The sequence below is a fragment of the Paenibacillus zeisoli genome (assembly GCF_003994465.1).
Taxonomy (GTDB): Bacteria; Bacillota; Bacilli; order Paenibacillales; family Paenibacillaceae; genus Fontibacillus; species Fontibacillus zeisoli.
Genome location: NZ_RZNX01000003.1, coordinates 320,459 through 345,927, shown reverse-complemented (window position 1 = coordinate 345,927; position 25,469 = coordinate 320,459). Strand labels below are relative to the sequence as shown.

25 protein-coding genes are annotated in these 25,469 nt (G+C 51.1%); 19 read left to right on the top strand and 6 right to left on the bottom strand.

What is annotated here, in order from left to right; translation table 11 throughout:
- Positions 1-2 precede the first annotated feature (2 nt).
- The 14 genes from EJP77_RS10550 (at position 3) to EJP77_RS10485 (ending at position 13,045) form a co-directional block, all read left to right on the top strand.
- A complete protein-coding gene (locus tag EJP77_RS10550; protein WP_127199195.1) occupies positions 3-488 on the top strand; it encodes a DUF2577 family protein in 486 nt (161 codons plus the stop codon).
- Complete coding sequence (locus EJP77_RS10545; RefSeq protein ID WP_127199194.1) at positions 488-901, top strand: DUF2634 domain-containing protein; 414 nt, start codon at positions 488-490, stop codon at positions 899-901. The genes EJP77_RS10550 and EJP77_RS10545 overlap by 1 nt, the downstream gene beginning before the upstream one ends.
- Positions 902-903: 2 nt before the next feature.
- Complete coding sequence (locus tag EJP77_RS10540) at positions 904-1,965, top strand: baseplate J/gp47 family protein (RefSeq protein ID WP_127199193.1); 1,062 nt, start codon at positions 904-906, stop codon at positions 1,963-1,965.
- The gene (locus EJP77_RS10535; protein WP_246021860.1) at positions 1,955-2,518 is read left to right on the top strand and encodes a YmfQ family protein; all 564 of its coding nucleotides are present in this window, start codon (positions 1,955-1,957) and stop codon (positions 2,516-2,518) included. The genes EJP77_RS10540 and EJP77_RS10535 overlap by 11 nt, the downstream gene beginning before the upstream one ends.
- Before the next feature lie 18 nt (positions 2,519-2,536).
- Positions 2,537-4,009 carry a discoidin domain-containing protein gene (locus EJP77_RS10530; protein WP_127199192.1) on the top strand — a complete coding sequence of 491 codons (1,473 nt, stop codon included), beginning with the start codon at positions 2,537-2,539 and terminating at the stop codon, positions 4,007-4,009.
- The gene (locus EJP77_RS10525; protein ID WP_127199191.1) at positions 4,002-4,442 is read left to right on the top strand and encodes a hypothetical protein; all 441 of its coding nucleotides are present in this window, start codon (positions 4,002-4,004) and stop codon (positions 4,440-4,442) included. Before EJP77_RS10530 ends, EJP77_RS10525 begins: the two co-directional genes overlap by 8 nt.
- On the top strand, positions 4,432-4,767 hold the full coding sequence (locus EJP77_RS10520) for a hypothetical protein (protein ID WP_127199190.1): 336 nt from the start codon (positions 4,432-4,434) through the stop codon (positions 4,765-4,767). The genes EJP77_RS10525 and EJP77_RS10520 overlap by 11 nt, the downstream gene beginning before the upstream one ends.
- Before the next feature lie 177 nt (positions 4,768-4,944).
- Entirely contained in the window at positions 4,945-5,919 is a 975-nt protein-coding gene (locus EJP77_RS10515; RefSeq protein ID WP_127199189.1) for a carbohydrate kinase family protein, read from the top strand.
- 418 nt (positions 5,920-6,337) lie between these two features.
- Positions 6,338-7,318 (top strand): ABC transporter substrate-binding protein, encoded by a 981-nt coding sequence (locus tag EJP77_RS10510; RefSeq protein WP_246021859.1) that lies wholly within the window; start codon positions 6,338-6,340, stop codon positions 7,316-7,318.
- 128 nt (positions 7,319-7,446) lie between these two features.
- Positions 7,447-9,009, top strand: a complete 1,563-nt coding sequence (locus EJP77_RS10505) for a sugar ABC transporter ATP-binding protein (protein ID WP_281278477.1) — start codon at positions 7,447-7,449, stop codon at positions 9,007-9,009.
- The gene (locus EJP77_RS10500) at positions 9,006-9,977 is read left to right on the top strand and encodes an ABC transporter permease subunit (protein WP_127199188.1); all 972 of its coding nucleotides are present in this window, start codon (positions 9,006-9,008) and stop codon (positions 9,975-9,977) included. Before EJP77_RS10505 ends, EJP77_RS10500 begins: the two co-directional genes overlap by 4 nt.
- A gap of 79 nt (positions 9,978-10,056) precedes the next feature.
- Positions 10,057-11,055 carry a LacI family DNA-binding transcriptional regulator gene (locus EJP77_RS10495; protein ID WP_127199187.1) on the top strand — a complete coding sequence of 333 codons (999 nt, stop codon included), beginning with the start codon at positions 10,057-10,059 and terminating at the stop codon, positions 11,053-11,055.
- A 256-nt stretch (positions 11,056-11,311) separates the two neighbouring features.
- Positions 11,312-12,319: a LacI family DNA-binding transcriptional regulator gene (locus EJP77_RS10490; RefSeq protein WP_127199186.1), complete on the top strand. Its 1,008-nt coding sequence runs from the start codon at positions 11,312-11,314 to the stop codon at positions 12,317-12,319.
- Between the two features lie 120 nt (positions 12,320-12,439).
- On the top strand, positions 12,440-13,045 hold the full coding sequence (locus EJP77_RS10485) for a pentapeptide repeat-containing protein (RefSeq protein WP_127199185.1): 606 nt from the start codon (positions 12,440-12,442) through the stop codon (positions 13,043-13,045).
- 288 nt (positions 13,046-13,333) lie between these two features.
- Here EJP77_RS10485 and EJP77_RS10480 read toward each other — a convergent pair whose 3' ends face one another.
- On the bottom strand, positions 13,334-16,699 hold the full coding sequence (locus EJP77_RS10480) for a DEAD/DEAH box helicase (protein ID WP_127199184.1): 3,366 nt from the start codon (positions 16,697-16,699) through the stop codon (positions 13,334-13,336).
- A 14-nt stretch (positions 16,700-16,713) separates the two neighbouring features.
- On the bottom strand, positions 16,714-17,040 hold the full coding sequence (locus EJP77_RS10475; RefSeq protein ID WP_127199183.1) for a thioredoxin family protein: 327 nt from the start codon (positions 17,038-17,040) through the stop codon (positions 16,714-16,716).
- A 277-nt stretch (positions 17,041-17,317) separates the two neighbouring features.
- Between EJP77_RS10475 and EJP77_RS10470 the strand changes: the two genes are divergently transcribed.
- Positions 17,318-17,647 carry a YnfA family protein gene (locus EJP77_RS10470; RefSeq protein ID WP_127199182.1) on the top strand — a complete coding sequence of 110 codons (330 nt, stop codon included), beginning with the start codon at positions 17,318-17,320 and terminating at the stop codon, positions 17,645-17,647.
- A 194-nt stretch (positions 17,648-17,841) separates the two neighbouring features.
- Here EJP77_RS10470 and EJP77_RS10465 read toward each other — a convergent pair whose 3' ends face one another.
- The 3 genes from EJP77_RS10465 to EJP77_RS10455 form a co-directional block, all read right to left on the bottom strand.
- Positions 17,842-19,284: a hypothetical protein gene (locus EJP77_RS10465; RefSeq protein ID WP_127199181.1), complete on the bottom strand. Its 1,443-nt coding sequence runs from the start codon at positions 19,282-19,284 to the stop codon at positions 17,842-17,844.
- Positions 19,285-19,620: 336 nt separating this feature from the next.
- Entirely contained in the window at positions 19,621-20,436 is an 816-nt protein-coding gene (locus EJP77_RS10460; protein ID WP_127199180.1) for a TPM domain-containing protein, read from the bottom strand.
- Positions 20,433-21,080, bottom strand: coding sequence for a LemA family protein (locus EJP77_RS10455; RefSeq protein WP_127199179.1), 648 nt, complete (start codon positions 21,078-21,080; stop codon positions 20,433-20,435). Before EJP77_RS10455 ends, EJP77_RS10460 begins: the two co-directional genes overlap by 4 nt.
- Positions 21,081-21,267: 187 nt before the next feature.
- Between EJP77_RS10455 and EJP77_RS10450 the strand changes: the two genes are divergently transcribed.
- Positions 21,268-22,296, top strand: a complete 1,029-nt coding sequence (locus EJP77_RS10450) for a phosphotransferase family protein (protein WP_127199178.1) — start codon at positions 21,268-21,270, stop codon at positions 22,294-22,296.
- Positions 22,293-23,294 (top strand): glycosyltransferase, encoded by a 1,002-nt coding sequence (locus tag EJP77_RS10445; protein WP_127199177.1) that lies wholly within the window; start codon positions 22,293-22,295, stop codon positions 23,292-23,294. Before EJP77_RS10450 ends, EJP77_RS10445 begins: the two co-directional genes overlap by 4 nt.
- A 329-nt stretch (positions 23,295-23,623) precedes the next feature.
- On the opposite strand, the gene EJP77_RS20650 is transcribed toward EJP77_RS10445, so the two are convergent.
- Positions 23,624-23,770, bottom strand: coding sequence for a hypothetical protein (locus EJP77_RS20650; protein WP_185897310.1), 147 nt, complete (start codon positions 23,768-23,770; stop codon positions 23,624-23,626).
- Positions 23,771-23,992: 222 nt separating this feature from the next.
- On the opposite strand from EJP77_RS20650, the gene EJP77_RS10440 reads away from it, so the two are divergent.
- Both EJP77_RS10440 and EJP77_RS10435 read left to right on the top strand, forming a co-directional pair.
- Entirely contained in the window at positions 23,993-24,787 is a 795-nt protein-coding gene (locus EJP77_RS10440) for a formate/nitrite transporter family protein (RefSeq protein ID WP_127199176.1), read from the top strand.
- A gap of 205 nt (positions 24,788-24,992) precedes the next feature.
- A complete protein-coding gene (locus EJP77_RS10435) occupies positions 24,993-25,454 on the top strand; it encodes a pyridoxamine 5'-phosphate oxidase family protein (RefSeq protein WP_127199175.1) in 462 nt (153 codons plus the stop codon).
- The last annotated feature ends 15 nt before the right edge of the window (positions 25,455-25,469 follow it).

Genomic DNA, 25,469 nt, shown 5'->3' with positions numbered 1-25,469 from the left:
ATATGGAGAGAATTGAAGGCTCTGGAGCAAGCCAGCTTGTCCAGTTAATCCGGGCGATCGGATACAACTCGGATGTCTCCATAGAGCTGGCGACGGTAACGAGCGCGCCTCCAGAGCTCAAGATCAAGGTGGATCACATGAATGTGGAACTGGAAAAGGACGACCTGATCGTCGCCGAGTCACTTACCAAGCACAAACGCACGATCAATCTGAAGAGCAGCGGAGGAACGAAAATCTCCGCCAGCAGCCCGCCCCTGCCGGCTCCGCCGACAGGTCTGAAGGTGGGTGTGACCATGGTGCAGATGCCCCCTGGGCCGCATGATCACCCCTTGTCATTCACCAGTCTCGACTTATCGGATGCGGATCAGACGGTGGAGGAAGCCGAGCTTGAGTTCGTGGATGAACTGAAGAAGGATGACCGGGTGCTGGTTGCCGGAATTCAGCAGGGGCAGTTCTATATTATTTTGGACCGGGCGGTGATGTACTAATGGCTCTATCTCCGCTGAGGAAGCAGGAAGAGAGATTTGTTCTGTTGAAGCCGCAGCCGCGAGCCTCGCGGACCTACGCCCTTGATTTCGATTCTGGAGAGATTACAGGGCGAATGATAGAGGGAATGGAAGCTCTGCGCCAATATATCCGTAAGGCCATTATCACCCCACGTTACCGGTATCTTATCTATAACGGTCAATACGGCTGTGAGCTGGATAGCCTGCTGGGCCAGGACATTTCTCAGGAGCTCCTGAAGAGCGAGATCACAAGAGTAATTACCGAAGCGCTAAGCTATGATGACCGGATTGAGGGGGTTAGCCGCTTCCAGGTCGTCCGTAAGGCGGATGAGCTCCACGTGACTTTTATGGTGCAGACAAGTGAAGGCCTGATCGAACAGGAGGTGAAGATTTAGCCATGTATGAGAAAGAGACTCAATCTGCCATTTTGCAGCGGATGCTCGCCCAGATCCCGGATGATATTGATAAACGCCAAGGGGCCGTCACTTATGATCTGCTCGCTCCGGCGGCGATTGAAATGGCTCACGCCTACATAGAGCTGGACAATGTACTTCGGTTCGGATTTGCCGGTCCTCAGCAGCCGTCGGAATATCTGGAGCTTAGAGCACAGGAATTCGGGCTGGCCCGGCGCCCCAGTGTGAGAGCTCAGGGAATGCTTGAGTTCAGTGGAGATAACGATATAACGGTTCCGGCGGGAACAGTGGTCTCCACCGACCAAGAGGAGCCGGTGAGCTTCGTGACTACGGAAGCCGGAAAGATTCAATCAGGTACATTGCAGGTACATGCAGAGGCCGTATTGGGAGGAAGCCGAGGCAACGTGGCCGCACGCCAGATTAAGCTGGTACTCGGCAATCTTTCGGGGATTGTGAATGTAACGAATACGGAGGCCTTCATCAACGGGGCCGATCTGGAGTCGGACGAATCGCTGCTCGGGAGATATCTCGACAGGGTGAGAAGACCGGCGACCAGCGGGAATGTCTGGCATTACCGGCAGTGGGCGCTTGAGGTGCCGGGAGTCGGGGATGTGAAGGTGTTCCCCGTCTGGAAGGGGAACGGGACGGTGAAGCTTGCTCTTCTATCCGACGACAAACGGGCACCGAAGCCTCCTATTATAGAGAACGTCCGGGTGGCCGTCGAAGAGCGCAGACCGGTTGGAGCCAAGGTTACAGTATCTCCTGCTGTTGAGATTCCGATCGAGGTAGTCGCCAAGGTGACTCTTGCTGGTGGAGCCTCGCTTGCGGAGATTAAAGAGTTGTTTCTTAAGGAACTGGCTGAGTATTTGGCTGATTTGGCATTTCAGGAGTCGACTGTACGCTATAATCGGATCCTTGGCTTATTGTTGAATATTGAGACGGTTATTGATTTTGATGATTTGACCCTCAATGGCGAACCCGGAAATCTTCACATGGAAGAAGACCAGGTTGCTGTGCCCGGGGCGGTGAACTTTATTGTTACGTAATATTGAGCTAGACATGCACGATTATCTTCCAAAGTATTATTCGGATTCCAGGATTGTGAATCATCTGCTCGGAAGGGAATCGGCCGAATTAATCCGCTATCATGAACAGGTGCAGGATGTGCTTAACCAGTTCTTTGTGGATACAGCCACCTGGGGTCTGGCGAAATGGGAAGAGATTTGCGGCATTCCTGTTCAGGAGAGCAAGCCGAGTGACCAGCGGCGTTCCCTGATCAAGTCCAAACTGCGCGGATCTGGTACGGTAACCGTAGCCGGGATCAAAACGGTGGTTGATTCGTTCCAGAACGGGGAAGTCGAGGTTAAGGAGAATTTTGCCGACTACGAAGTCGTCATTACATTCATTGGGAGAAGAGGTATTCCGCCCAACCTGAATGATGTTAAAGCGGCCGTCCGCGAGATTGTGCCCGCCCATCTGAATGTGAATTACCAGTTCACCTATCTGCGGTGGGAAGAGCTCGATAAGGCGGAACTCACATGGGATGAATTGGAGGCGCTGCATAAGAATTGGGATCAGCTGGAGGTATGGAAGCCATAGGAAAGGGAGTGACGATGGATGGGGAATTTACCAACAGGGCTTAAGACATTTGAAGCTGCAGATACGGTTAGGCGGTTAGCACAAAATGAGAATATCCAGGCTATAGATGCCTTGTTCAATGATACCAGAGGGCACCGTCATACCGGGAAGCCGGGTGATGCACCCCAGATCGGCAAGGAAGGGATTGCTTCAGGAGCAGTCACCAGCGAGAAAGTAGCGGTGGGCGCCATTCTTGGCGACAAGATCGCAAAAAGCTCAATCGAGCGCCAGCATCTGCGTTCAGGGGGCCTAAGTTCTAACATAGCTAGATATAAGTCAGTCACAATCACCGGAGGTGAACTCACAGGGGTTCCGACGACACCCTATACGTTCCAGTGGGGCAGCAAGGGGGATAATCATTTGTGGTCGCTTCCCAAAGAGGCCGTTCTCCCCCAGTCCATTACAATCTTCTTGGGCAAACGGCATATCCAGGTAGAGGGCATGTCCTTCGGCTCTTGGGTTGGCTCGGATCTGAGCACAATGCCCAAAGGATTTACGATCGAGGTCAGTAACGATGCAGCGACCTGGACCCCGGTATTTACGTTCGGGGGAGGCATGTATGAGCCGTTCAGCATGATTCCATTTAATCAAAGTCAGGATGCTACCTATGTAAGGCTGACGGTTACAGCCCATGCTGTATCAACAAGAACGGTCATTTCCTGTCTGGCTGTCTATAGCAGATATCATGGCCAAGCTGATGGGGATGCGCTTGAGGATATACGACCTTGGGGAGTGAATGCGAGGCTTCAAGGACTGAGTATTATGGCCGAAGGCAATGTGACCGACAACGGAGCCGGTGTGCTTACGCTTGAGAGGGAAATCATCGTGATGAACGGACCAGCAGGTACTTATTTTCGCGTAAAAGCCGGCACTTACCAGATTCCAGACTGGGGTTATCTTTATGTGGATATCCCTTATGAACATGCGGTTACTGTGCAGCCCTCGGTCGGCCGGTGGAACGAAGGCCTGCGGAATTATGACAACAAGGACCGGTTAGTTCTGGCCCAGCGCAACGGGAACAAGACCATTTATCTGAATGCCTCGATCCAGTCCAGATTATCAGGGGACCAGCCGCAGGCCGAGAAGGTGAACGGGATTTCCCTGCGGGTGGATAACGGGAATTTTCAGTTCAACGATGGATTGGGGTGGAGAGGTGTGGGGATCAAGAAAGTACAGCGGGGACGAGGATTTCTTCGTGCAGATAGCAGCACAGGGGAATATACCAACTACAGGGAGATTATCATTGATGCCGTGGATATGAACAAAACATTTATTAACGTGCATTTTACCGGGTTTCAATCAAGACCTGAATGGGGCAGTACTCGTCTGGAATATACAGAGACGGATCTGGTTGCGGAGCTGGTGTCCTCTACCAAACTAACCGTGCAATCCACGCTCAGCTTCCCGTTTGCATACAACTCATACGCATGGGAGGTTATCGAATTTGCCTAACTATTATGCACAAATAGACGCTGATGGAAGAGTAGAGGGACTAAGTGAGTTATCTGGAGAAGTCCTATCAGAGCTGCTGATTCCAATTGATGAGGAGCATTATAAGAATCCTAACCTGATGTTCACCCGTTATGTTCATGGTGCCTTTGAGGGGATACATTCGGATATCAGGGCGGATAAGACCACGATTACCGGAGACGGCAAGGATGTGTTAACCCTGCAGATTGTAGTGTCTGACTGGAAGGGTCAACTCCTGCGCGAGTATAACGAACCCATTCTTGTTGAAGTTAGTGGAATCCAGCAGCAGGTGAAATGTTCGGATGGCGCAGCCGAAATTACGATTACAAGTGAAGAGCCAGGCGAGTTCCGTGTCAGAACCTTGGGGCTGGACCGCAATGCCGAGATGAAGGTGGTGGTGAATAGTGGGAACTAAGAAGGATAGCTCGCTGAAAGCGACCATCTCCTCAGAGAATAAGCCGGGTACAGAAGAGCAGGCGGAAGAGCTGGTGTCATCTAACGTGTTGAAATCCCCGCTTCCTGCCAAGAAGCCTAGATCAGGTGCGAACCACTTCCATATAGCCGCAGATCCTTTGAGGGTCAAGTCTGAAGAGATCCGGCTTCGGCAGTCGAAGCGCACCCAGGGCTTACGGACAACAGAGATCTCCAATCAGGTTCTCTATGAGATGCTCTCGGATATCCTGGATAATCAGGCGATTCTGGAAGCCAAGCTTCAGAGGATGATGGGAACTAGAGGCTGAAGGGTGATATTGTAATGGCTTGGCCTATGGGGCCAGGTCTTTTTTGTTATATTTTCTAATTTGTTTTGAACAATTATGTAGACTAAGGATTTAATTGACATGGAAGAAGGTAAGTTATTATAATCTGACTAATCGATTACGTAATCGATTAACAGATCAGGAAGGTGGTAAATAGTTGTGTGGGATGTTGTAGCACTGGGAGAAGTATTAATTGATTTTACACCATCGGGGTGGTCTGACCATGGAAATGTACTGTTCGAGCGCAACCCCGGAGGGGCACCGGCCAATGTGCTTACTGCACTGTCCAAGCTGGGAAGGAAGACGGCCTTTATTGGCAAAGTAGGCCAGGATCAGTTTGGCCGATTCCTAGTTGACTGCCTAGAGAACAACGGTATTGAGACGTCTGGAGTTGTCTTCTCATCCGATACCTCAACCACGCTTGCTTTTGTGCATTTAAATGAAGAGGGTGAACGAAGCTTCAGTTTTTATCGGAACCCTGGCGCAGATACTGAGTTGAACAGTTCCGAAGTCAATCCTGAGATGCTTCGAAATGCTAGAATTTTTCATTTTGGTTCTGTTTCCATGACCCATGAGCCTGCTGCTACGGCAACGTTGGAGGCTTGTAAGCAGGCAAGTGAATGCGGAGCGCTGATTTCATTCGATCCTAATCTCCGGCCCGATCTTTGGAAAGATGAGTGGTCTGCGAAGGAAGCTATAGCAAAGGGGCTGGGTTATGCCGATATTGTTAAGCTGTCTTTCGAAGAAATGCAGTTTCTCACGTCTGCGGATGAACTGGAGGAAGGCGCTGCGCACCTGTACGAACAATATGGTACACCTGTTATTCTGATAACGCTGGGCGAGAGGGGATGCTATTTCCACTGTAGAGATTATAGTGCCTTTGTTCCTGCTTACGAGGTTCATACGGTAGATACCACGGGTGCGGGTGATGCTTTTCTGGGCGGTTTTCTGAATAAGCTGCTTGAAAAGGGAGGCCGCCTAGCGAGTCTTAGTGAAGAGGACTATGTGGAAATGGTTCGTTACGGAAATGCTGTAGGGGCTCTAGCCACCACTAAAAAAGGAGCCATCCCGGCTATGCCAAGGCAGGAGGATATTTGTGAATTTATGAACGAGGAATTAAGTCGCCATAGATGAATATTTTGGGTTGACAGTAAAAATTGAGCAAATTATAATTCGAAATGAGCATAGTAATCGATTAAATGACCACATATAATCAAAAATAAGCTTAAATAATCAATTTATACGATGCAATAGGGAACTAGAAAAAGGAATAATTTAATTCTCTTAAAATGTAAGCGCTATATTTCGCCCGGTTAGTCTGATAAGGAGGTGGTCACAAACGGCGTTTTTTGGAAGTCCAGGGGGCATGAATAGGTAGGTCCATATTTTTTCAAGGAGGATGGTGCACGTACCAAAGGAGAGCGAACTGAGGCGATCTACGGCTAAATAGATATCGTCCGGCTTCACTCCAGGCTGATTTAAGGTCACTGTATGGTCGCATTCCTGCTAATCCATGATTAGCACAACACACTATAACTTGGGGGTATAAACTTTGAAAATAACAAAATCACTGATGCTTATTCTTTCCGCAGTTCTATTGGTCCTGATGTCCGCTTGTTCAAGCGGTACGGACACGGCAGCAACCGGGACACAGGATGCAAAGTCTGCATCCGGCACAGAATCCGGCAAAAAGCTCAAGATCGGTTTGACCGTTCCAACATTAGGCAACCCGTTCTTTGTTGCAATGTCCAAAGGAGCCCAATTAGCGGCTGTCAAATATAACGCTGATATTACCACGGTAAGTGCAGATCAGGACCTGGCTAAGCAGACCGCGCAAATTGAAGATTTCATCACCAAAAAGATGGATTTGATTCTTCTCAGCCCTTTTGACTCGAAAGGGATTGCGGCTGCTGTCCAAGAAGCCAAGAATGCCGGAATTCCAGTTATCTGTGTGGATGGCTCTGCTGAAGGGGGCATTACTTCCGTAGTGATGTCCGATAACGTCATGGCAGGGCAGCAGGCCGCCAAATATCTTGCAGACCGGCTTAAAGGCAAAGGGAATATCGTGATTATCGACGGTCCGCCCGTATCGGCTGTAACGGATCGTATTAAAGGCTTCGAAGATATACTTAAAGGGTTCCCGGATATTAAAGTTATCGCGAAGCAGAACGGTGAAGGTAACCGCGAGAAGGCGCTGAGTGTGATGGAGAACATCATGCAGGCGAACAAAAATATTGATGCCGTATTCACTATTAATGACCAAGAAGGCGTAGGTGTGAAGATTGCTGCGGAACAGGCAGGCCGTGGTGATGAATTCTTCATCTCCAGCGTGGATGGAGCGCCTGAAGCTGTTGAGGCTCTGAAGGAGAAGAAGGCTTTTGCCGCAACTTCAGCTCAGTTCCCTAACGAAATGGTAGTGAAGGCAGTTGAGACTGGTATTAAAGTTATTGGCGGTGAAAAAGTGGATCCCCAGATCCTCATTCCGGTTGAGCAAATTACACAGGACAATGTGAGCTCCTACAGAGGTTGGTAGTTCCACTGTAATCACTTAAGTTCATACCTGAGGAGATGGTGTTACGGATAGAAGGAGCCATCTCCTCTAACTGCTCTAATGGACTTAGATCTGAGCAGCAGCACGGGATTGAAGAGGAGGAATAGGCTGTGTCTAGGGTAGCGAATTCACTAATCAACCGGAAGCCGCAAGGCACCCATTCAAATGAGATCGTTCTCTCTATGGATGGGATATATAAATCATTCTCGGGTGTGCAGGTGCTGCGTGATATTCACCTGGACTTGTACAAAGGTGAGGTTCACGCCTTAATGGGAGAGAATGGAGCGGGCAAGTCCACTTTGATGAAAATCATGGCCGGGATCTACCGCCCTGATTCCGGAAAGATCGTATATCAAGGTCAAGAGACCGTCTGGCATAACCCCTTGGAAGCCAGGGGCAAGGGAATAAGTGTGATCCATCAGGAGATAAGCTTGTCACCGAACCTGACGATCGGGGAGAACATTCTGATGGGAACCAAATTCCCCAAGAATCGGCTGGGTCTCATTCAGTGGGATGTGATTCATAAGCAGGCAAAGACAATTCTGGAATCGATAGGCTCCAGCCTAGATCCCAGAACGAAGGTCTCTGAACTGAGCGTCGCTCAGCAGCAGATTGTAGAGATTGCGCGGGCGCTTTCTTTTAACTCTGAAGTATTGATCATGGATGAACCTACGGCTTCGCTGACTGACAAAGAAATTGATAAGCTGTTTGTCATTATTGATGACCTGAGACAAAGAGGCGTTGCCATCGTCTATATTTCTCACCGTATGGATGAGATTTTCAGAATATCAGACCGGTGTACCGTGCTTCGTGACGGCCAGTGGATCTCAAGCCATCCGATCAGCCAGACGAATCCGGAACTGTTGGTTAAGCAGATGGTCGGCCGCGAACTGAGTGACCTGTTCCTGAAGACATTCACTCCGCCAAGCCTTGCGGAGAAGGAGCCGGTTCTTGAACTGATTACCGTGTCGGATAAGGACATTGTGGATAAGGTCTCGCTCAAAATCCACCCCGGAGAAATCGTTGGGCTGGCAGGATTGGTCGGGGCTGGCCGAACGGAGCTGTTCCGCACAATATTCGGCATCAGCAAGATGACCACTGGAGAGATCCGGCTGGACGGCAAGCGGGTCACAATTAAGTCACCGATTGAAGCGATGAAGCACGGGATCGCCCATGTACCTGAGAGCCGGAAAGAGCAAGGGCTATTTCCAAATCTGTCCGTGAAAGAGAATATTATTATGAATCAAATGCATACGTACCGGAAAGCGGGAGTTCTGCAGTATGAGCGGATGAATCCTGAAATTGACAAGTACATTAAGGATTTAGGCGTGCGTACGGCCTCTCCGGAGCAGAATGTAATGGGCCTCAGCGGAGGGAATCAGCAGAAGGTGGTTATTGCCAGATGGCTCTCGATCGGACCGAAGGTCCTGCTGCTGGATGAGCCTACCCGCGGGGTGGATGTAGGAGCCAAAACCGAAATTCATAAGATTATTTGCGAATTAGCGGAGAAAGGCCTGGCGGTTCTGATGGTGTCTTCAGAGCTTCCGGAAATCCTGGCAGTCAGCGACCGGATCCTGGTGATGCACGAGGGCAAGCTGAAGGCTGAACTGTCCCGGGAAGAGGCTACTCAAGAAAAAATCATGTACTATGCCACAGGGGAGATAAAAAAATGAATACAAATACACCTTTGACCTCGAGGAATCCGTTAACGTTCAAGCAAAAAGTGCTGCCGGTTTGGAATCAGCTTGGGATGCTCATTATTTTGATACTGCTCTGCGCCATTATGGCCATGTTCGCTCCTTATTTTACAGAGGTTCATAATATCTTGAATATCCTGAAGCAATCCTCCATTACAGCGATTCTGGCTGCCGGAATGACCGTGGTGATTCTAACAGGCGGAATTGATCTCTCCGTCGGGTCTACGCTGGCGCTGTCGGGCGTGATTTCCGTCATGCTGACCAATGCGGGCATTCCTCCTGTGCTAGCCATGCTGACAGGAGCAGCGGTTGGATATATAGCTGGCTTCATTAATGGATACTTTACAGCGGTCACGAAGCTGCCTGCATTTGTGGTTACGCTTGGCAGTATGACTTATTTGAGAGGGATTGCCTTTGTTATCAGCGGCGGGCTGCCGCTGGTCTTGACGAATAAATTCTTCATCTTCTTCGGGGCTGGCTCCATGCTTGGAGTACCTACTCCCATTTACATCATGGCTGTCGTATATGTCATTATGTTTTTTGTTCTGAAATATACGATGTTCGGTCGTCATTTGTACGCGATTGGCGGTAATGAGGAAGCTGCCCGCCTTACGGGCATAAAGGTGGAGAGAACGTTAATCAACGTATACTCGATCAGTGGTCTTATGGCAGGGATTGCAGGGGTGGTAATGGCCGGGCGCGTAATCTCCGGTCAGCCGAATGCGGGGATCAGCTTTGAACTTGATGCCATCGCGGCTGTTATTCTGGGAGGAACAAGCTTCGTTGGCGGTGTCGGCAAAATCCAGGGCACCATTATAGGCGTATTAATTATGGCTGTGCTCAGCAATGGGCTAACTCTGCTGGATGTCGATTTCTACTGGCAAATGATCGTAAAAGGAATTGTGATTGTTATTGCCGTCCTGCTTGATAAGTTCCGCAATTAGCCGCAGGACACTTCCTTGCAGCAGCTTTTCATTAAAGGTTCGGCAGCTTGTTAACGGTTAGGGGGAGGCTGGGGAGAAAATGACAGTTAAAATCAGTGATGTTGCGATGGAAGCGGGTGTTTCTACGGCTACGGTGTCAAATGTGATCAATAACACAAGGAATGTGTCCGTTGAAATGAAGCAAAGAGTGATTGAGGCCTTGAACAGGCTGGGATATATGCCGAATCCTGTGGCTCGTTCGCTCCGAAGCCGGAAGAGCAATACCATTGGGCTGATTGTTCCGATTAAGACCTGCGATAACGCTGATAACTTTTACCTTTCTGTAGCGAATGGGATCGAAAGTGTGCTGAAGAGCTCTGGATATCACTTGCTGCTCAGCAATTCACAGGAGGATCCGGTGGAGGAGATCAAGCGGATCCAAATGTTCAATATGCAGCGTATTGACGGGTTGATTATTGCGCCTACCTGTGGCCTTTGCGATGGAAATGATAAACTGTTCGGTGACTATCCGGTTGTTTTTATCGACCGCAAGCCTTCTGCACTTGCCGGGGACTGGGTTCTGGTCGATGGGATGAAGGGGGCTTACCGTGCGGTGGCCGCCCTTCTGGACAAAGGACACCGTAGAATCGGTTGTATAGCTGGTCTCATGGATATCTCAACCAGCAGAGAGAGGATGGAAGGCTACCGACGGGCGTTGAGTCAATACGGTATCGCTTATTGTGAATCTCTGGTCAGGATAGGGGATATGAGCTTAGAGAGCGGGTATGAGCTAACCAGGCAGCTGATTCAGGAGAGCCGTGTAACTGCACTCTTCATCGCGAACAATGCCATGAGCAGGGGGGCGTTGAAATATCTGAAGGAGAACCAGATCAAGGTTCCTGATGATATTGCGCTGATTGGGTTTGATGATTATGAATGGACAGAGTTTGTCTCCCCGGCCTTATCCGTAATCAGGCAGCCTTCTAATGAACTTGGGATTAAAGCTGCGCAATTGCTGCTCAGCCGCATAAAGAATGGAAATCTGGAAACCCAGGGGCATATGTTCGATGCGGAGCTGGTTGTCAGGGGTTCATTCTAATATAAAAGAGAGTGAATTCGAACGATCTACGGCTAAATAGATATCGTCCGGCTTCACCCCCGGCTGATTCGTGCGTATAGGGTTCATGTATGGTCGCCACTATACGGTCTTTGTATTATGCCATATTATTTTTGACGACTCAAGATGGGTGTTTACTCCGCCTTGCTGCGTGGGATAGAGGCTAAGTTGACAGTTGTAATATCTCGCAGTAATGTTAGTAATGTTAGTAATAAGCACTCTAAAATGAGGTTATTGTATGGCTGTCCGTATCAAAGATGTAGCGAAGCACGCAGGCGTGTCCACGGCAACCGTCTCTCATGTCATTAACAAGACAAGATTTGTCTCAAAGGAAGTGGAGACGAAGGTCCAGCTAGCGATGGAGGAACTGAAATATATTCCTAACCCAGTGGCAAGGTCCCTGCGCAGTAAGAAATCATTTATTATCGGCCTGATCGTACCGATCCAGAATAGCGATAATTCAAATCACTTCTTCATGTCAATTGCAAATGGAATCGAAAGTGTGCTCAGAAGCTCAGGCTATCATTTGCTGCTAAGCAATTCGCAGGAGAATATTGAAGAAGAAATCCGCTGTATCAAGATGTTCAATACGCAGAATATTGACGGGTTGATCCTGGCTCCGACAGAGGGCGTTTCTTATTTAGATAAAGAAGGCCTGTTCGGGGATTATCCGATTGTCTTCGTGGACCGCAAATTGAAGGGGAAGAACAAGCTCGGGGATTCCATTGTATCGGATAGTGTTGAAGGTACTTATAATGGAGTCAAGGCATTGGTGGAGAAGGGTTACCACAAAATTGGCTTTATCTCTGAACAGTTAGGGTTAACCTCTGTCGATGAACGTATGGAGGGTTATAAAAAAGCCTTGGCGGATTGCAGGGTCCCCTACGATGAGTCGATTGTTATGATTGGTGAAGGAACAAGTGAGAACGGTTACCTGTTCTCGCAAAGAATGATTGCCGAGTCCAAGGTTGATGCCATTCTTGCCGCGAATAATATGATGGGTAAAGGTATAATTAAATACGTACGGGAAGCGCATCTGCTGATACCGCAGCAGCTGGGTTTAATTGTATTTGACGACTATGAGTGGACAGAAGTTATGGATCCTCCGCTGTCTGTCATCAGACAGCAATCCTTCGAGCTCGGGAAGAGAGCAGCCGAAATTATGATGAGCCGGATACAGAATCCCAAGGGGAAGTTTGAGGAGTATCGGCTTCCAGCGGAGCTGATTGTTCGCGGGTCCTTTTGATCTAACGCACATTTGCCGTTTTGGCAGAAGTGCGTTTTTAATTTGTTGACGATTACCCAGGGATCAACGGGTTGCAGGTATACTATCTACATGGGCATTTAAGAGACAGGAGGATAGGCGATGTATCAATACACCGATCAAGAGTTTAACGAGGTAGACTTCAGCCGGACGGATCAAAGAGACGGGGAACTGACCCGGTGCACCTTCGTGCGCTGCCGGTTCATCGGAACTTCGCTGGAGGAGATTACCACGGCGGGCTGCCGTTTTATAGAATGTGACTTTACTGCCGCGCATCTGAATGCGTCGATCCATACGGAGTCGGCCTTCGAGAACTGTATCTTCCATGATGCCAATCTATTTGTATCGAAATTCACTGAGTGTAAAATGACAGGCTCCGACTTCACGAAGGCTCAGCTCGATGGGATCACAATTGAGCAAGGAGATTGGTCCTATACCAATCTCAGATTTGCGGGTCTCGCCAAGCAGGACCTGCGGGGCATTCGCCTGCTCGAAGCCGACCTTACAGGTGCGAATCTGGAGAAGGCGGATCTTAGAAAGGCGGAGCTGACCCGGACGCAATTCGCCAAGGCGAAGCTGAAGGGAGCCGATCTGCGCGGGGCGGAGATGGATGGGGTCAATTTCAGGTCCTTTTCGGTGGAGGGGGCCCGAATGGACGGGAATCAGGCGGTGTCCTTCATGCGGGCTTTCGGGGCTAAGGTGGACTAGCGGGAAGCTCGATAAGTTGAAGCAATGATAGGTTGAGTTCCTCATAACAACACACACATCCCGCACGGCTCTACCTCTGAAAGATAAGGGCGGCCATGACCCACCCGGCCTTCTTACCCGGCCAGCTTCCGGTTAACCATGAGTTCGGCTGGCGCAAATAAGCACCACCCTCCGGAAGTCAGGCAAATGACTCCCAGAGCGGTGGTGCTTTTGTTTAATTTATACCCATTATGGTCCGAGAATCGGAGATAAAGGCCGTCTCTCTTATATAATCAACTTCGGCTGAGTTCACAGCTCTATGCTCAGAATCTCGCGAATATCCTGCTCGGAGAGGGAAGACAACGACTCTTGTCCAGGCTGAATGACTTCTTCAATCAGATTCTTTTTCCTCTGCTGAAGCTCGTACATCTTGTCCTCTACTGTACCCTCGGACACGAGGCGGATGACCTGCACGACGTTCTTCTGTCCAATCCGGTGCGCCCGGTCAGCAGCCTGCTGCTCGACAGCGGGATTCCACCAGAGGTCATACAGGATGACCGTGTCCGCTCCCGTCAGGTTCAGACCGGTTCCACCGGCCTTGAGGGAGATCAGGAACAGGTCCCCTTCTCCTTCGTTGAACCGGCTGCACAGCTCGACTCGCTCCGCGCCCGGGGTCTGGCCGTCCAGGTAGAAATGCGGTACTCCCTGATAGCCTAGCTCCCGCCGGATCAGCCCCAGCATCTGGGTGAACTGGGAGAAGATCAGCATCCGCTTGCCAGCACTGCGACAGTCATCGATGATCTCCAGCAGCTGTTCAAATTTGGCAGAGCTCCCGTTATAGCCTTCGACGAACAGGGCGGGGTGGCAGCAAAGCTGGCGAAGCCGGGTCAATCCGGCCAGGATCTTGATCCGGTGCTTCTGCAGATCATCCTCCTTAAGATGCTTAAGGGTCTCCGCCTGAAGCTCGGCGAGATAAGCCGCATACAGCCTCTTCTGTTCAGGCAGCAGTTCAGAGGCCTGTACGGTTTCGATTTTCTCAGGCAGCTCCTTCAGGACATCCGATTTCAGACGTCTTAGCAGAAAAGGGCGAACCCGTCTGGCTATGGTCTCCCTGGGGAGGTCATTAAACGCCTGACGATTCGGGAACAAGGCCGGGAACACGGCGCTGAAGATGGACCACAGCTCTTCAAGCCCATTCTCGACAGGTGTCCCGGTCAGGGCGAAGCGATACTTGGCCTCGATGGACTTAACAGACTGCGCGGTCAGCGTACCGTGATTCTTGAACGCTTGGGCCTCGTCCATAATTAGAGTATGGAAGGGCTCCGCCGCATACAGGTCCTTATCCTTCCGTAGAAGCGGATAAGAAGTAATGATGACTTCCGCCGAAGAACTTCGACGGAGCAGCCGGCTTCGCTCACTGGGGCTTCCGTCAGCAATGACTGTACGCACCTCCGGAGCGAATTTGGCCAGCTCATTCCGCCAGTTATAGACAAGCGAGGCGGGAGCCACGACCAGGATTGGCAGCTCCTGGCTTCGGGCCTCAGGCAGCACGGAAAGGATAAAGGCAATCGCCTGCAGCGTCTTGCCGAGCCCCATATCATCAGCAAGAATTCCGCCGAAATGATAGTGGGCGAGCGTCTTCATCCACTGGTAACCGTATTTCTGGTAATCCCGAAGCACCTTATCCAGCGTGGCTGGAACCGGGAACTCCAGATTATCGGGACTACGCATATTCTCTAGTAGGCGCCGGAAAGACTTACCCAAGATTAACGAGCTGCTCTGCTCATGGGCATCCAGCAGATGGAGGCCCCGGACAGCCGGAACACGAACCTGGGACCCCTCGATATCGCTAAGACGAATGCCAACTTCATTGATCAGTCTTACAATTCGCTGGAATTCCTCGCTTTCGAGCGGCATCAGGGAACCATTCGGCATCCGGTAATATTTGCGTTTCTCGCCCAGCGATTTGAGCAGATTCCTAATTTCTGACTCCGGGATTCCTTCCATATCGAAGCGGAACTCCAGCCAATCGGTACGTTCATCGATATCGGCCCGGATTTTGGGCGGGGTGGATGGTGCCATGATTCTGACTTTGACTGCGGACGTTGCGAATACATCCATGAGCTTCTCCAACTGAGGGACAATATGATACAAGAATTCATACTCTCCGTCCTCGTCCTCCATGAAATAACCGCTCTCGCTCATCGCGAAGGCACTCTGCTCCATGAGGTCCAGAATCTGCCGCTCCTTCTCGCCATCTCGCATAAGAATACGGCCTTCCCCGCGCCGGGAACCCTCCGTCTCCAGCGGGTTAATCACGATATCGCCATACTGGAATTCAAGCCCTGCGAGCAGCTTGTCTCTAATCCGATCAAGATACAGCCTGGCTTTGAGCGCGGTCTTCATGATCCGGTCCGATACTGCTTCGGCTATACGAACCTCACCGAGCTTCATCAGGCCGGGAACGACTCTTTCCATAAAAGGTTCCATTTGCTGCGTAGAGATTAGAATTCGGGATTGGCGTGAGGTATCCAGCATCTGCTTTAGCTCAAGAAGCCGCTTGCAGCGCTCGGCGGGCAGCTTCAGCAGCTTTCCTTCGGAGAGGACTAGGCCGTAGGTTTCAAGTATAGTAAGCTCATCCAGGCCCTCAATATCCAGCTGGTAGCCCTCAGACTGAGCTTCAGCCTGATCGAACTGAAATCGCAGCGGCAGACCTTCATCCGACAGATGAAGCCCGTCGTAGGTTCGTTCCTCCTGAATCAGCTTCACCGATGGGGCGGCTGTCAGCAGAGGATACAGAGCTTCCCAGAAAGATGGCGGCACGGGCAGCATGCGGTCACCGCTGAACCTGTTCGAATAAGCCGGGTGGCTGCTTAAGGTCTCGCGGTACATTCTCTCGTGCTGATAAATGCGGATCAGCTGCTGAATCACCGCATCATTCTCAGGACTGAAGCTGTGCAGCTCCGGTACGTAGCTGAAATGCTTGGAGAACATCATCGAATCCTGCCGCTCGATGCGGTCCAGGAAATCCCTTATTTTCTGAACAATATAGAGTCTCTTCGAGCCAACCTTCAGCTCGACCCCGAACATAAATTTATTATGACTATAGGCAAAAGGCCGGCAGATGAACTCCACATCCAGCTGCTCCCTGGGATCGAACAGACGCGTGGCACTGGGACGCGCAGGCTTATCCCGGAATAATCCGAGCAGCTCACCGGCCAGCCGGGAATCCCCATGAGAATTCCTGTGTGAATCCCTGGGCGATTCAAAATGCTCCGAGCCCTCGAAATGGTATACTCGCAGGGGCTTCTTTTGCCCGGATTCCTCCAGCGCACCGGGATTGACACTTCCAATGGACGGGGTGGGGCGAACCGGGGAGTAACCGCCTTGCTCGGTCTGGTAAATCGTCAGCAGGACAGCCGCAATATGCTTGCAGTACTGGAAGCTGGAGTAATACGCCGAGCAGGTGCATTTGGCATCGACATCACTGTTGCTGTCGACTTCGACCTGTATGTTATAGCTTTGTTTGCCTTGGACAACGGCCGCGAAGCTTCCGGATTCGGGGTCATATTTCTGGAAAGTGACCCGTTTCCCTTCGCAATAGGCCTCTCCCTGCTCAAAGGATTCCGGTCCGCATAGCAGTTTGATAATTCGCTGTGTCAGCTGAAAATTCATTAGACTTGTCCTTTCTATGGGGTAAGGAAATGCTGCTGCAAAAGCTTATATAAATGATCCACGGACTGCATCGCGTACTCGAACTGGACAGGCTCCCCATCCTCAAGCAGAACTAGGCAAGGTACGCTGGAGATTCGCCATTGTTCCCGCAGCACCGGGGCGTAGTTGATGTTGATTTTACTAATCTGGATAGACGGATCAGCAGCCTGCACAATGTCCAGCATCCGTTCGCCAAGCTGGCAGGTGCCGCATAGAGCGGTATAGAAGAAGACAGCCTCCCTGCCGCTTGGAGTGTGGGTTCTGCGGATAAGCTCCTGTTCGTTCACTTCTAGAAGTGGCATCGCCGCACTCCCTTTCCTGGCATATAAATGATAGAACTAGGCTTAATTACAATACTACCAGTATAGGCTTGATCAAGCGGAATTACGAGTCCTGGTAGAGGAGAGCCAGAACGTATCTCATGAACGGATGTATTCTAGCGACAATGAAATATAAATAAAGCCAGGGAGACTTAACAACTTCCCTGAATTCGCTTAAGGATTGCTATTTGGCGTGAACTAAGTTAATTTGATCAAAAAAGCTATGGCGTAAACTATAAAGAAATTAGGAGAGGAACAAATCATGCTCATATCAATATTGATCTTTATGATTGCAGGACTGGCCGAGATCGGCGGTGGGTACCTGATTTGGCTGTGGCTTCGTGAATCGAAGCCGGCTTGGTACGGCCTGATTGGTGCTCTGATTCTTATCGTCTATGGGATCATCCCTACATTTCAGAAGTTCCCTTCCTTTGGGCGCGTCTACGCCGCGTATGGGGGGCTGTTCATTGTCCTGGCTCTGCTATGGGGATGGCTGGTTGACCGCCGGAATCCCGATCTGTACGACTGGATAGGCGCGGCAATCTGCATGATTGGAGCGTCTATTATTCTGTGGGCTCCGCGGAGTTAGAGGAGTCTGTAAGGTAGAGGCGGTGTATGGGAAAATAAAACTGCCGGCATTACCGGCAGCCAGAGAACCCATCCCGGCCGGGGACAATACGGTGCTCCGGCTGTCATCTAATATCTGCCTCATTCTTTGGCAGCGTAATATCGGCTGCGTTGTACCGCTATCCGGCCCTGTAATTTAATCTCTGCAGTTAAGATTTACACCAGGAACATGGCCACCACGGTCGTCACAGCAAGGCCGATCAGCACCGGCTTTAAATTACGCCGGGCGAGCTCGAACGGGCTCACGCCACAGATCGCTGCGGCTGGAATTAGCGCCCAAGGAATTAGGGTGCCGCCGCCGACCCAGATGGCGGCTACCTGCCCAAGGGCGGTCAGGGTTGCGGCACCGGAGCCGATGGCTGTAGCAAAAAGGTGGGCGATGGACCCGGCCAGTGAGATGCCGGAGAAGCCGGAGCCATCAAGACCCGTGATGGCACCCGTGACGGTGAGTGTGACGGAGCCGACCGCGCCGTTCAGCGGCACCGACCCGGCCAAGGCAACACCAAGGTCGTTCACGATACCGTGGGACGTCCCCGGCAGAACTTTGCCGAATAGCTCAGTAAATGCTGCATCTCCCAGATAGAAGAAGGCTGCGATGGGAATGACAGGGCCGAATACCTTGAATCCGAAGACGAAGCCGTCGATAAGATAAGACGTGACTTGTTCAAGGCCTTGATTCCGATGGGCAAGCAGAGTAACCGCAATAAGAATAAATACCGCCGTGCCGCCCACCAGCGCCGTGGCATCTCCGCCCTGCAGCTTGAGCACGAACATGACCGCTACATCCAAGATGAATAACAGCGGGATGAGGATAGCCAGAACTTTTCTAAGCATGGGGGAGAGCTTGAGAGATTCCTTATCAACTCCATGTATGGCCTCAGCTCGCTGCTCCTCATTCTCAGCGGTCAAAGCTGCAGTGGGGCTTGCTCCGGATACAAGTCCGTTCTTCCAGGTTCCGTTCCTCAGATCTCTTCGCATCATCCAGAAAGCGACCACTGTCGTCACAACGCCCATGACAATAACCAGCGGAACGCTGGCTTCCATTACACTTGATACCGGAAGCCCAGCAGCATCTGCGGTCAGCTTGGGCGCGCCTTGAATGATATAATCCCCTGACAAGGCAATACCGTGACCGAACAAATTCATCGCCATGGCAGCGCCCAGGGCCGGCAATCCGACGCGGAGCGCTACCGGCAGAAGGACGGCTCCGATCAGAGCGACGGCAGGTGAGGGCCAGAAGAAGAACGAGGTCACCAGCATAATAAGCCCGATTCCCCAATAAGCCATAGCTGGAGTTCGCAGGAAGCGGGTCAAGGGAGCAACCATGGTCTCATTGATGCCCGTACGGATGAGTACCCGGCTCATTGCCACAATGATGGAGATGATCATGATGGTACCCATGAGCTCTTTGGTCGCATAGATGAAGGAGCTGAAGATCCCCGATACCGAACCATGAAGCGTCTCGGTTGCGAGCAGTCCCAGAGCGAAGATCCCTACCACACAAATCATCGTCGTATCGCGACGGCGGATCAACAATCCCATAATAAACACAATAAAAGCCAGATACACCCAGTGAATTGCGGTTAACTGAATGCCCATACAAGCCACGCACCCTTTCTTCGCCTCTAATAACAGGTGCTATAAAGTATGCCGGGGCCTGGGCAAGTGTTCACCCGGATAGGTCTGTGCAGGAGATGTCGGGAGGCCCGCGTACAGAAGTGACATATAGATTCCTGTCATCGCAGGGTTAGAATGCCGAGTGATCTGAGTTTTAAAAGAGAAATAGAGTCGTACAGGCTGAGTTTTTTAGCGTAAACAAGTGTGTCTGATGGTTCTATAGACGCCACAACACAAAGACACCCCTAGGGGTGTCTTTGGATTCGTTGCAATGTATTGTATTTTACCCTATCGCTTAAAGCGCCGGAAGACTACGCATTAGAACCTCCGGCTCGCACCGCCGCCTCCGGAGGAACCGCCCCCGCCGCCGCGGAAGCCGCCGCCCCCACCGCCACCACGACCTCCGCCGCCCCATCCACCGCCGCCCCCGCGTCCCATCATGGAGAGCAGGGTCATGGTGATCGCGCCGCGGAAGAAGATGAAATCCACAGCCAGCAGGCCGATGATGACGATGATCCAAACGATGGATATCCCACCGCCGGTGCCCTGGCCGTCAGCCGTTCCGGATTCCGGCAGAACGACGGACTCGGGATTCAGCTTGTCCTGAACTCCATATTCTGCGGCCACTTCGTTATATAAGGCTTTGTAGGTCTGGACAATTGCCTGGTCCGGCTTATTCTCCTTCAGATAGGGAATGGCGGTCGAATCGAGGATTCGGCCAGCCTTGCCGTCAGGGATGGCTCCTTCCAGACCGTAGCCGACTTCAATCCGGGCTTGGCGCTCGCCCATGGAGAGCAGGAAGAGCACTCCGTTGTTCAGCTCTTTGTTCCCCAGAGCATACTTGCGCAGAGCCTGGTTCCCGTACTGTTCAATATCGGCTCCGCCGAGAGTGGGTACAGTAAGGACGGCGACCTGGGCCTTCGTCGCATCCTCGAGCGCGCGGCCAAGCTTGGTAAGCTCCGTCTTCTGCTCGGCGGAGAGCAGCCCCTCAAAGTCCTGGACATAGATATCGCCGATCGGCTCAGGGATGTCCAGGGCTGCCGAGACCGAAGCCGCGCCTCCAAGCAGCAGAAGCAGGAGGAGCAATGAAGCGGTCAGCGCCGCCGGCAAGCGGAAGCGGCCCCGCCCATTCATGCCCGCGTACCGTCGGCAGCCAGGCTAATGCGGCTGCCGCCAAAGAGGAATGAGGTAGATCCGTCTGTATTGAAATCCACCTGAGGGTTCTGTCTGGACTCGGTGGTCGTCTTGAAGTATTCCTTCGGATCAAAGCCCATAATCCCGCCGATCAGACGGCCCGGGAATCGCTTGATCATCGTATTATACTGCGCGACGGAGTCGTTGTAGTCCCCGCGTGCCACAGCAATCCGGTTCTCGGTTCCGGCCAGCTCGTCCATCAGCTGGGTGAAGTGAGCGTCAGATTTGAGGGTAGGATAGTTCTCCACCACGACCAGAAGGCGGCTTAATGCGCCAGAAAGCTGATCGTTCGCGGCAGCCTTTTCCTCTGTAGTACGAGCACCGCCGAGCGCGGCTCGGGCGTCGGTGACCTGCTTGATTACGTCCTTCTCATGCTGGGCAAAACCTTTTACCGTATTAACCAGGTTCGGGATCAAATCATATCTGCGCTGAAGATCCGTCTCAATCCGGCTCCATTTCTGGTCTACAATCTCTTCGGCAGTTACATATTTATTGTAATTGCTGATCATATAGATCACGATAATGACAAGGACCGCAACGACCCCGACAATCGGAATCAGACACCCTTTACCTTTTAAATTCATTCTGTAACCTCCTTGATCTTAATCCCATATTCATGGTGTAAGTTCTTATGAATTCATATACCCCATGGGCTTCACCGAGAATCTTGTAAGGGGTGAGTGTACAAGCGCAGAAAGCTTTGAGATAATAATGTATTAATAACCAAACTCCCGGTATTCATGGAATAGCCGGGTAATATAGAGGGATTCTATGGATAATTATCTGAAAGCGGTCACGCCTGACGGAAGGCTGGATGACTCTCATATCTTTGCACGCGAAATTCTATACAAAGGCATGAACGGCAGGTTCGTAGAACGGTTCTATGTATCCCCGGATCGGAGCTATATCTTCAAGCCGGTGACCCACGCGGGTCAGGCTGGCCGCGAAAGCTGGGTCTGTGAGCATATTCTGCCTTTAATTCCGGACGTTTATCCGAAGATGCTGGCGAGATCCCATTCAAGCGATGAGACGAGCTGGGCGATATTCGAAGATCTGGGCAAGCTAAAGCATGCTTTTGAATGGGATACGATCCTTGCAGTGACAAAAGCTATGGCACAGTGGCACGCTCTTCCTCTGGATCAGCTGCCCGCGCAGACACCAGCTATTGGACACAAGCCGCGGATAGAGCTTGCTGCGGCCGAGATTGCCCTGCGGGAAGAGGAGGCGGCCTCCTTATTCAGGGAGCTGTATATCCCTGCTAAAGCTGGTGCCCTGCTGCTTGCGGCTATCCGGGATCTGGCTGCTGCGGGGAATCGCTCCCCTTATGCGGCTGACCAGGTTCTCTCGCATGGGGATCTGCACTTAGGGAACTATGCCAAGGCGGGTGCGAAGCTGTATGTCCTCGATTGGGAGCATGCTCACCTAAATACGATCTACTGGGATCTATATCACCTGTTAGATATGTCCCATCCGCTTTTTCCTCGGCAGATTACCTCTTCCCTTCGGGACCGGGTGCTTACCGAGTATGCGGCGGAATCCGCTAATAACGGCAGACTGCTGGACAGAATCCAGCTGGGAGAAGAGTATGCTCTCTTTGCCGCGATCTACTCCGTCTGGATGCTGCTGCTGATTCGCCGGGATCTTGGGCAGAAGGAGGCCATATGGCCTGTCAGCCAATTACAAGCGCAGTGGAAAGAGACGGCGGACAGTCTCATGCAGTGCATGGGCAAGCTAGGATTAATTGATGGTTTAAGGGATACGGATATCGGCAATCCAATAGAGAAGGCGGTGGGAGAATGAAGAAGGTCGGACTTGTTATGCGCAAAATCCAGTTCTCCGAGGCCCAGGGACCGCGCGTATTTGCGGACCGGCTTCAGGCCATTGGCAGAGAAATCGGGGTGGACATTGTCTTCATCTCCCCTGAACGTCATGTCAGCGGGCATGATTGGCTCCCGGGTTATGAGCATGAGAAGGGAGATCTGGTTAACTATGATGTCGTTCTGGATCAGATCTATGAGCAGAAGATTGACCATGTGATCTACACGGTGTCAGGCTTTACTTTTCTGAAAATATTCCTGAAGAACAGCGTTCTGTTCCCGCACAGCTTCCCGGACCCGGCGCTGACCGGCTACGAAATGATGAAGCCGTTCTACTCTATTGTGGACAAGGCCATCGTGCAGACAGAATTTCTAAAACGTGAGATCGGGCGGAACTTTGGAGTTACGGATGTGACGGTAATTCCTATCGGTTTCAATGAAGCCATGGCACAGAAGCACTATGACCCTTCCCAGGTTGTAAATAACCGGATCATGTGGATTGGTCGTGACGAAGAGAACCGGCGGCCGGATCTGGTGGTTGAATACGCGCGGCAGAATCCGGATAAGGAAGTATTCATGGTGTTCGGCGGGGAGCGGTACCGGGAAAGTATGAAGAAATATGATCTTCCCTCCAACATCAAGCTTCAGTTTGCATTGTCCCAAGATGAAGTGTTCTCGCTTATGAATACCTCCAAGGTATATTGGAGCAGCTCCAAATTCGATACATTTGCAATGCCGCTGACCGAAGCTATGGCGATGGGCAAAATCGTCGTCAAACCGGAGCATCCGTGCTACGGACATATCAGTGCCCGTCATGCTTTTGCCGGGAATGAGGAGAACTGGTTCGAGCTCGTCAATATGGCGGCGGCCGCGCCTCATCAGGTGTCTGAGGAGAACCGGAGCTACGCCTTCGAGAAGTTCTCGAGCCGCGTAATGAAGCAGGGTTACGAGCAATTTTTCGATAAGTGGCTTAGAAGCTGAATCTAGGGATGACAAATTCCTGAGTTAATTTAAATGGGTCAAAAACAACCCGCAGCACCTTCCTGAATGAAGATGTTCCGGGTTGTTTGTGCATGCGCTCATTTCGTTGTGAGTAGGACACGCTGTTCTGCGTACAAGGCGTGCTTAGTAGATGACATGCTGTGTAGGACAGCATTGACCGTGCATCTGGTCACAACTGACAGCATGCAAAAAACCGCCCCCGGGCAGAATACCGGAAAGCGGTGTGCGGATAATTGGCCGTGAACTTTGAATTCATCGTTATATTGGACGGCAGCCAACTGAGGACTACCGATAAGGACGTATGGGTTCTAATGCTCTCTCTTGGACTCGTACATATAGGAAAGCTTGCGGATAATTTCCTTCTGCCATTTCTGATCCCCGAGGCTTGACGCCAGGTTAAGGAGATCCAAATACTCGTCAACCCGCTGGGTGTTCTGTGCTGCCGCTGTTCTCATGGACTTTACCCCTTTGTATGAAAATAGTTCAGTAGATAATAATGAGAATCATTATCACAAAGTTTCTATACTTATATTATGCATGATCATCGTAAAAATGCAATATGAAAAAGCGCCTTTTTTCGAGAAAATGTGACGGGTTTCAAAATCAAAAACTTGTGTTATAGTACGGGAGACAGGTGAACTGGAATAAGTATCCTTTAAGTGTGGAGGGGGATTATATTGGAAACGGAATCTTTATTAAAAGTGGAAGAGCTGGCGCTCAAAAAGTACAAGATTTTCAAGCAAAGCTGGATCCGTTATATCGCTAGAGCCATGCTGGCAAGTATGTTCATTGGCTTCGGAGTTATTGTCGCGTTCAAGACAGGCAACTTCTTCTACATGGAGAAGTCTCCGCTGACGTACCCGATGGCGGCAATTACGTTCCCGGCTGCGATCATCTTAATCGCTTATGGCGGCGGGGATCTGTTCACGGGCAACACGTTCTATTATACATATGGAGCGCTGCGCAAAAAGCTGAGATGGACCCAGGTGCTCAAGCTGTGGGGTTCTAGTTACCTTGGCAATATACTGGGAGCCTGCGCGTTTGCCCTATTGATCTATCTTACAGGCCTGTTTGACAGCTCTTCAGTAAACGGATTTCTCTTAAGCGTGGTTGAGCATAAAATGCAGGCCCCGACCATGGAGCTGTTCTTCCGGGCAATCCTATGTAACTGGTTGGTCTGTCTGGCGTTCTTCATCCCGATGTCGCTCAGCAGTGACGGAGCCAAGATGTTCGCGATGGTGTTCTTTGTATTCTGTTTCTTTATCTCAGGCTATGAGCACAGCATTGCCAACATGTGTACCTTTGCGATCGCGCTAGTGCTAAATCATCCAGGAACTATTTCTTTTGCGGGAGTTGTTAACAACCTGATTCCGGTGACGCTGGGTAATCTGGTTGGCGGGGTTCTGCTGATGGGCTTTATGTATTACTTTGTGAACAAGCCGTTCATCGAAGATGGCAGCGGAACTCATTAACAAGCACCATGAAGACATGCGCAGGCTGCCCTTGCGCATGTCTTTTCTTCTTGATGGGTAAGCGGTTATTTCAGAGGTAGACCGAACATAATCCCAAGGGCCTGCTTTAGATACTGCTCACAATCATCGCTCCAATCATCGAATAAGTATGAAAATATATTACCAGTTGTGTAGCAACAAGAAACCGTAGACAAGGAGAAGTGAAATGACTGATAAAGAGCTTGCGCCGGAATTGTACGAGCTGCTGAATGGGAGAGACTTAAGCAGCAAGCAGCAGGAGGCCTTGGTGCTGATGACGGTTAGCGAAGACGGCTGGCCGCATACTGCCATGATCAGTGTGGGTGAAATTGTTGCGATCTCGCAGAATTCATTGAGGCTTGGATTATGGCCAGGGACGGTCACAACCGGCAATATTCTGCGCACCGGTAAAGCAACCTTGGCTGCATTCTACGCAGGCAAGGCCTTCTACATCCGGCTGCAGCTCCGCCCGCTGGCTGAGCTGTCCGGAGCGAAGCATCCCCGCCTGCGCTTTGAGGCGCAGGTTATCTCCTGCAAGGCGGACACAGCTAAATACGCCGATATTGTAAGCGGCGTTCAGATTGTCCTCCATGACCCGGAAGCAGTGGTCACCCGCTGGGAGGAGACGGTGGAGGAGCTGCTGAGATAGCCGAGGGGATCTCAC

Excerpts from the sequence above, each read along its gene's own strand:
- EJP77_RS10485 (WP_127199185.1), top strand. The coding sequence starts at position 12,440 with ATGTATCAATACACCGATCAAGAGTTTAACGAGGTAGACTTCAGCCGG.
- EJP77_RS10455 (WP_127199179.1), bottom strand. The coding sequence starts at position 21,080 with ATGAATTTAAAAGGTAAAGGGTGTCTGATTCCGATTGTCGGGGTCGTT.
- EJP77_RS10435 (WP_127199175.1), top strand. The coding sequence starts at position 24,993 with ATGACTGATAAAGAGCTTGCGCCGGAATTGTACGAGCTGCTGAATGGG.
- EJP77_RS10445 (WP_127199177.1), top strand. The coding sequence starts at position 22,293 with ATGAAGAAGGTCGGACTTGTTATGCGCAAAATCCAGTTCTCCGAGGCC.
- EJP77_RS10475 (WP_127199183.1), bottom strand. The coding sequence starts at position 17,040 with ATGCCACTTCTAGAAGTGAACGAACAGGAGCTTATCCGCAGAACCCAC.
- EJP77_RS10545 (WP_127199194.1), top strand. The coding sequence starts at position 488 with ATGGCTCTATCTCCGCTGAGGAAGCAGGAAGAGAGATTTGTTCTGTTG.
- EJP77_RS10530 (WP_127199192.1), top strand. The coding sequence starts at position 2,537 with ATGGGGAATTTACCAACAGGGCTTAAGACATTTGAAGCTGCAGATACG.
- EJP77_RS10450 (WP_127199178.1), top strand. The coding sequence starts at position 21,268 with ATGGATAATTATCTGAAAGCGGTCACGCCTGACGGAAGGCTGGATGAC.
- EJP77_RS10465 (WP_127199181.1), bottom strand. The coding sequence starts at position 19,284 with ATGGGCATTCAGTTAACCGCAATTCACTGGGTGTATCTGGCTTTTATT.
- EJP77_RS10480 (WP_127199184.1), bottom strand. The coding sequence starts at position 16,699 with ATGAATTTTCAGCTGACACAGCGAATTATCAAACTGCTATGCGGACCG.
- EJP77_RS10550 (WP_127199195.1), top strand. The coding sequence starts at position 3 with ATGGAGAGAATTGAAGGCTCTGGAGCAAGCCAGCTTGTCCAGTTAATC.
- EJP77_RS10540 (WP_127199193.1), top strand. The coding sequence starts at position 904 with ATGTATGAGAAAGAGACTCAATCTGCCATTTTGCAGCGGATGCTCGCC.
- EJP77_RS10460 (WP_127199180.1), bottom strand. The coding sequence starts at position 20,436 with ATGAATGGGCGGGGCCGCTTCCGCTTGCCGGCGGCGCTGACCGCTTCA.
- EJP77_RS10495 (WP_127199187.1), top strand. The coding sequence starts at position 10,057 with ATGACAGTTAAAATCAGTGATGTTGCGATGGAAGCGGGTGTTTCTACG.
- EJP77_RS10490 (WP_127199186.1), top strand. The coding sequence starts at position 11,312 with ATGGCTGTCCGTATCAAAGATGTAGCGAAGCACGCAGGCGTGTCCACG.
- EJP77_RS20650 (WP_185897310.1), bottom strand. The coding sequence starts at position 23,770 with ATGAGAACAGCGGCAGCACAGAACACCCAGCGGGTTGACGAGTATTTG.
- EJP77_RS10500 (WP_127199188.1), top strand. The coding sequence starts at position 9,006 with ATGAATACAAATACACCTTTGACCTCGAGGAATCCGTTAACGTTCAAG.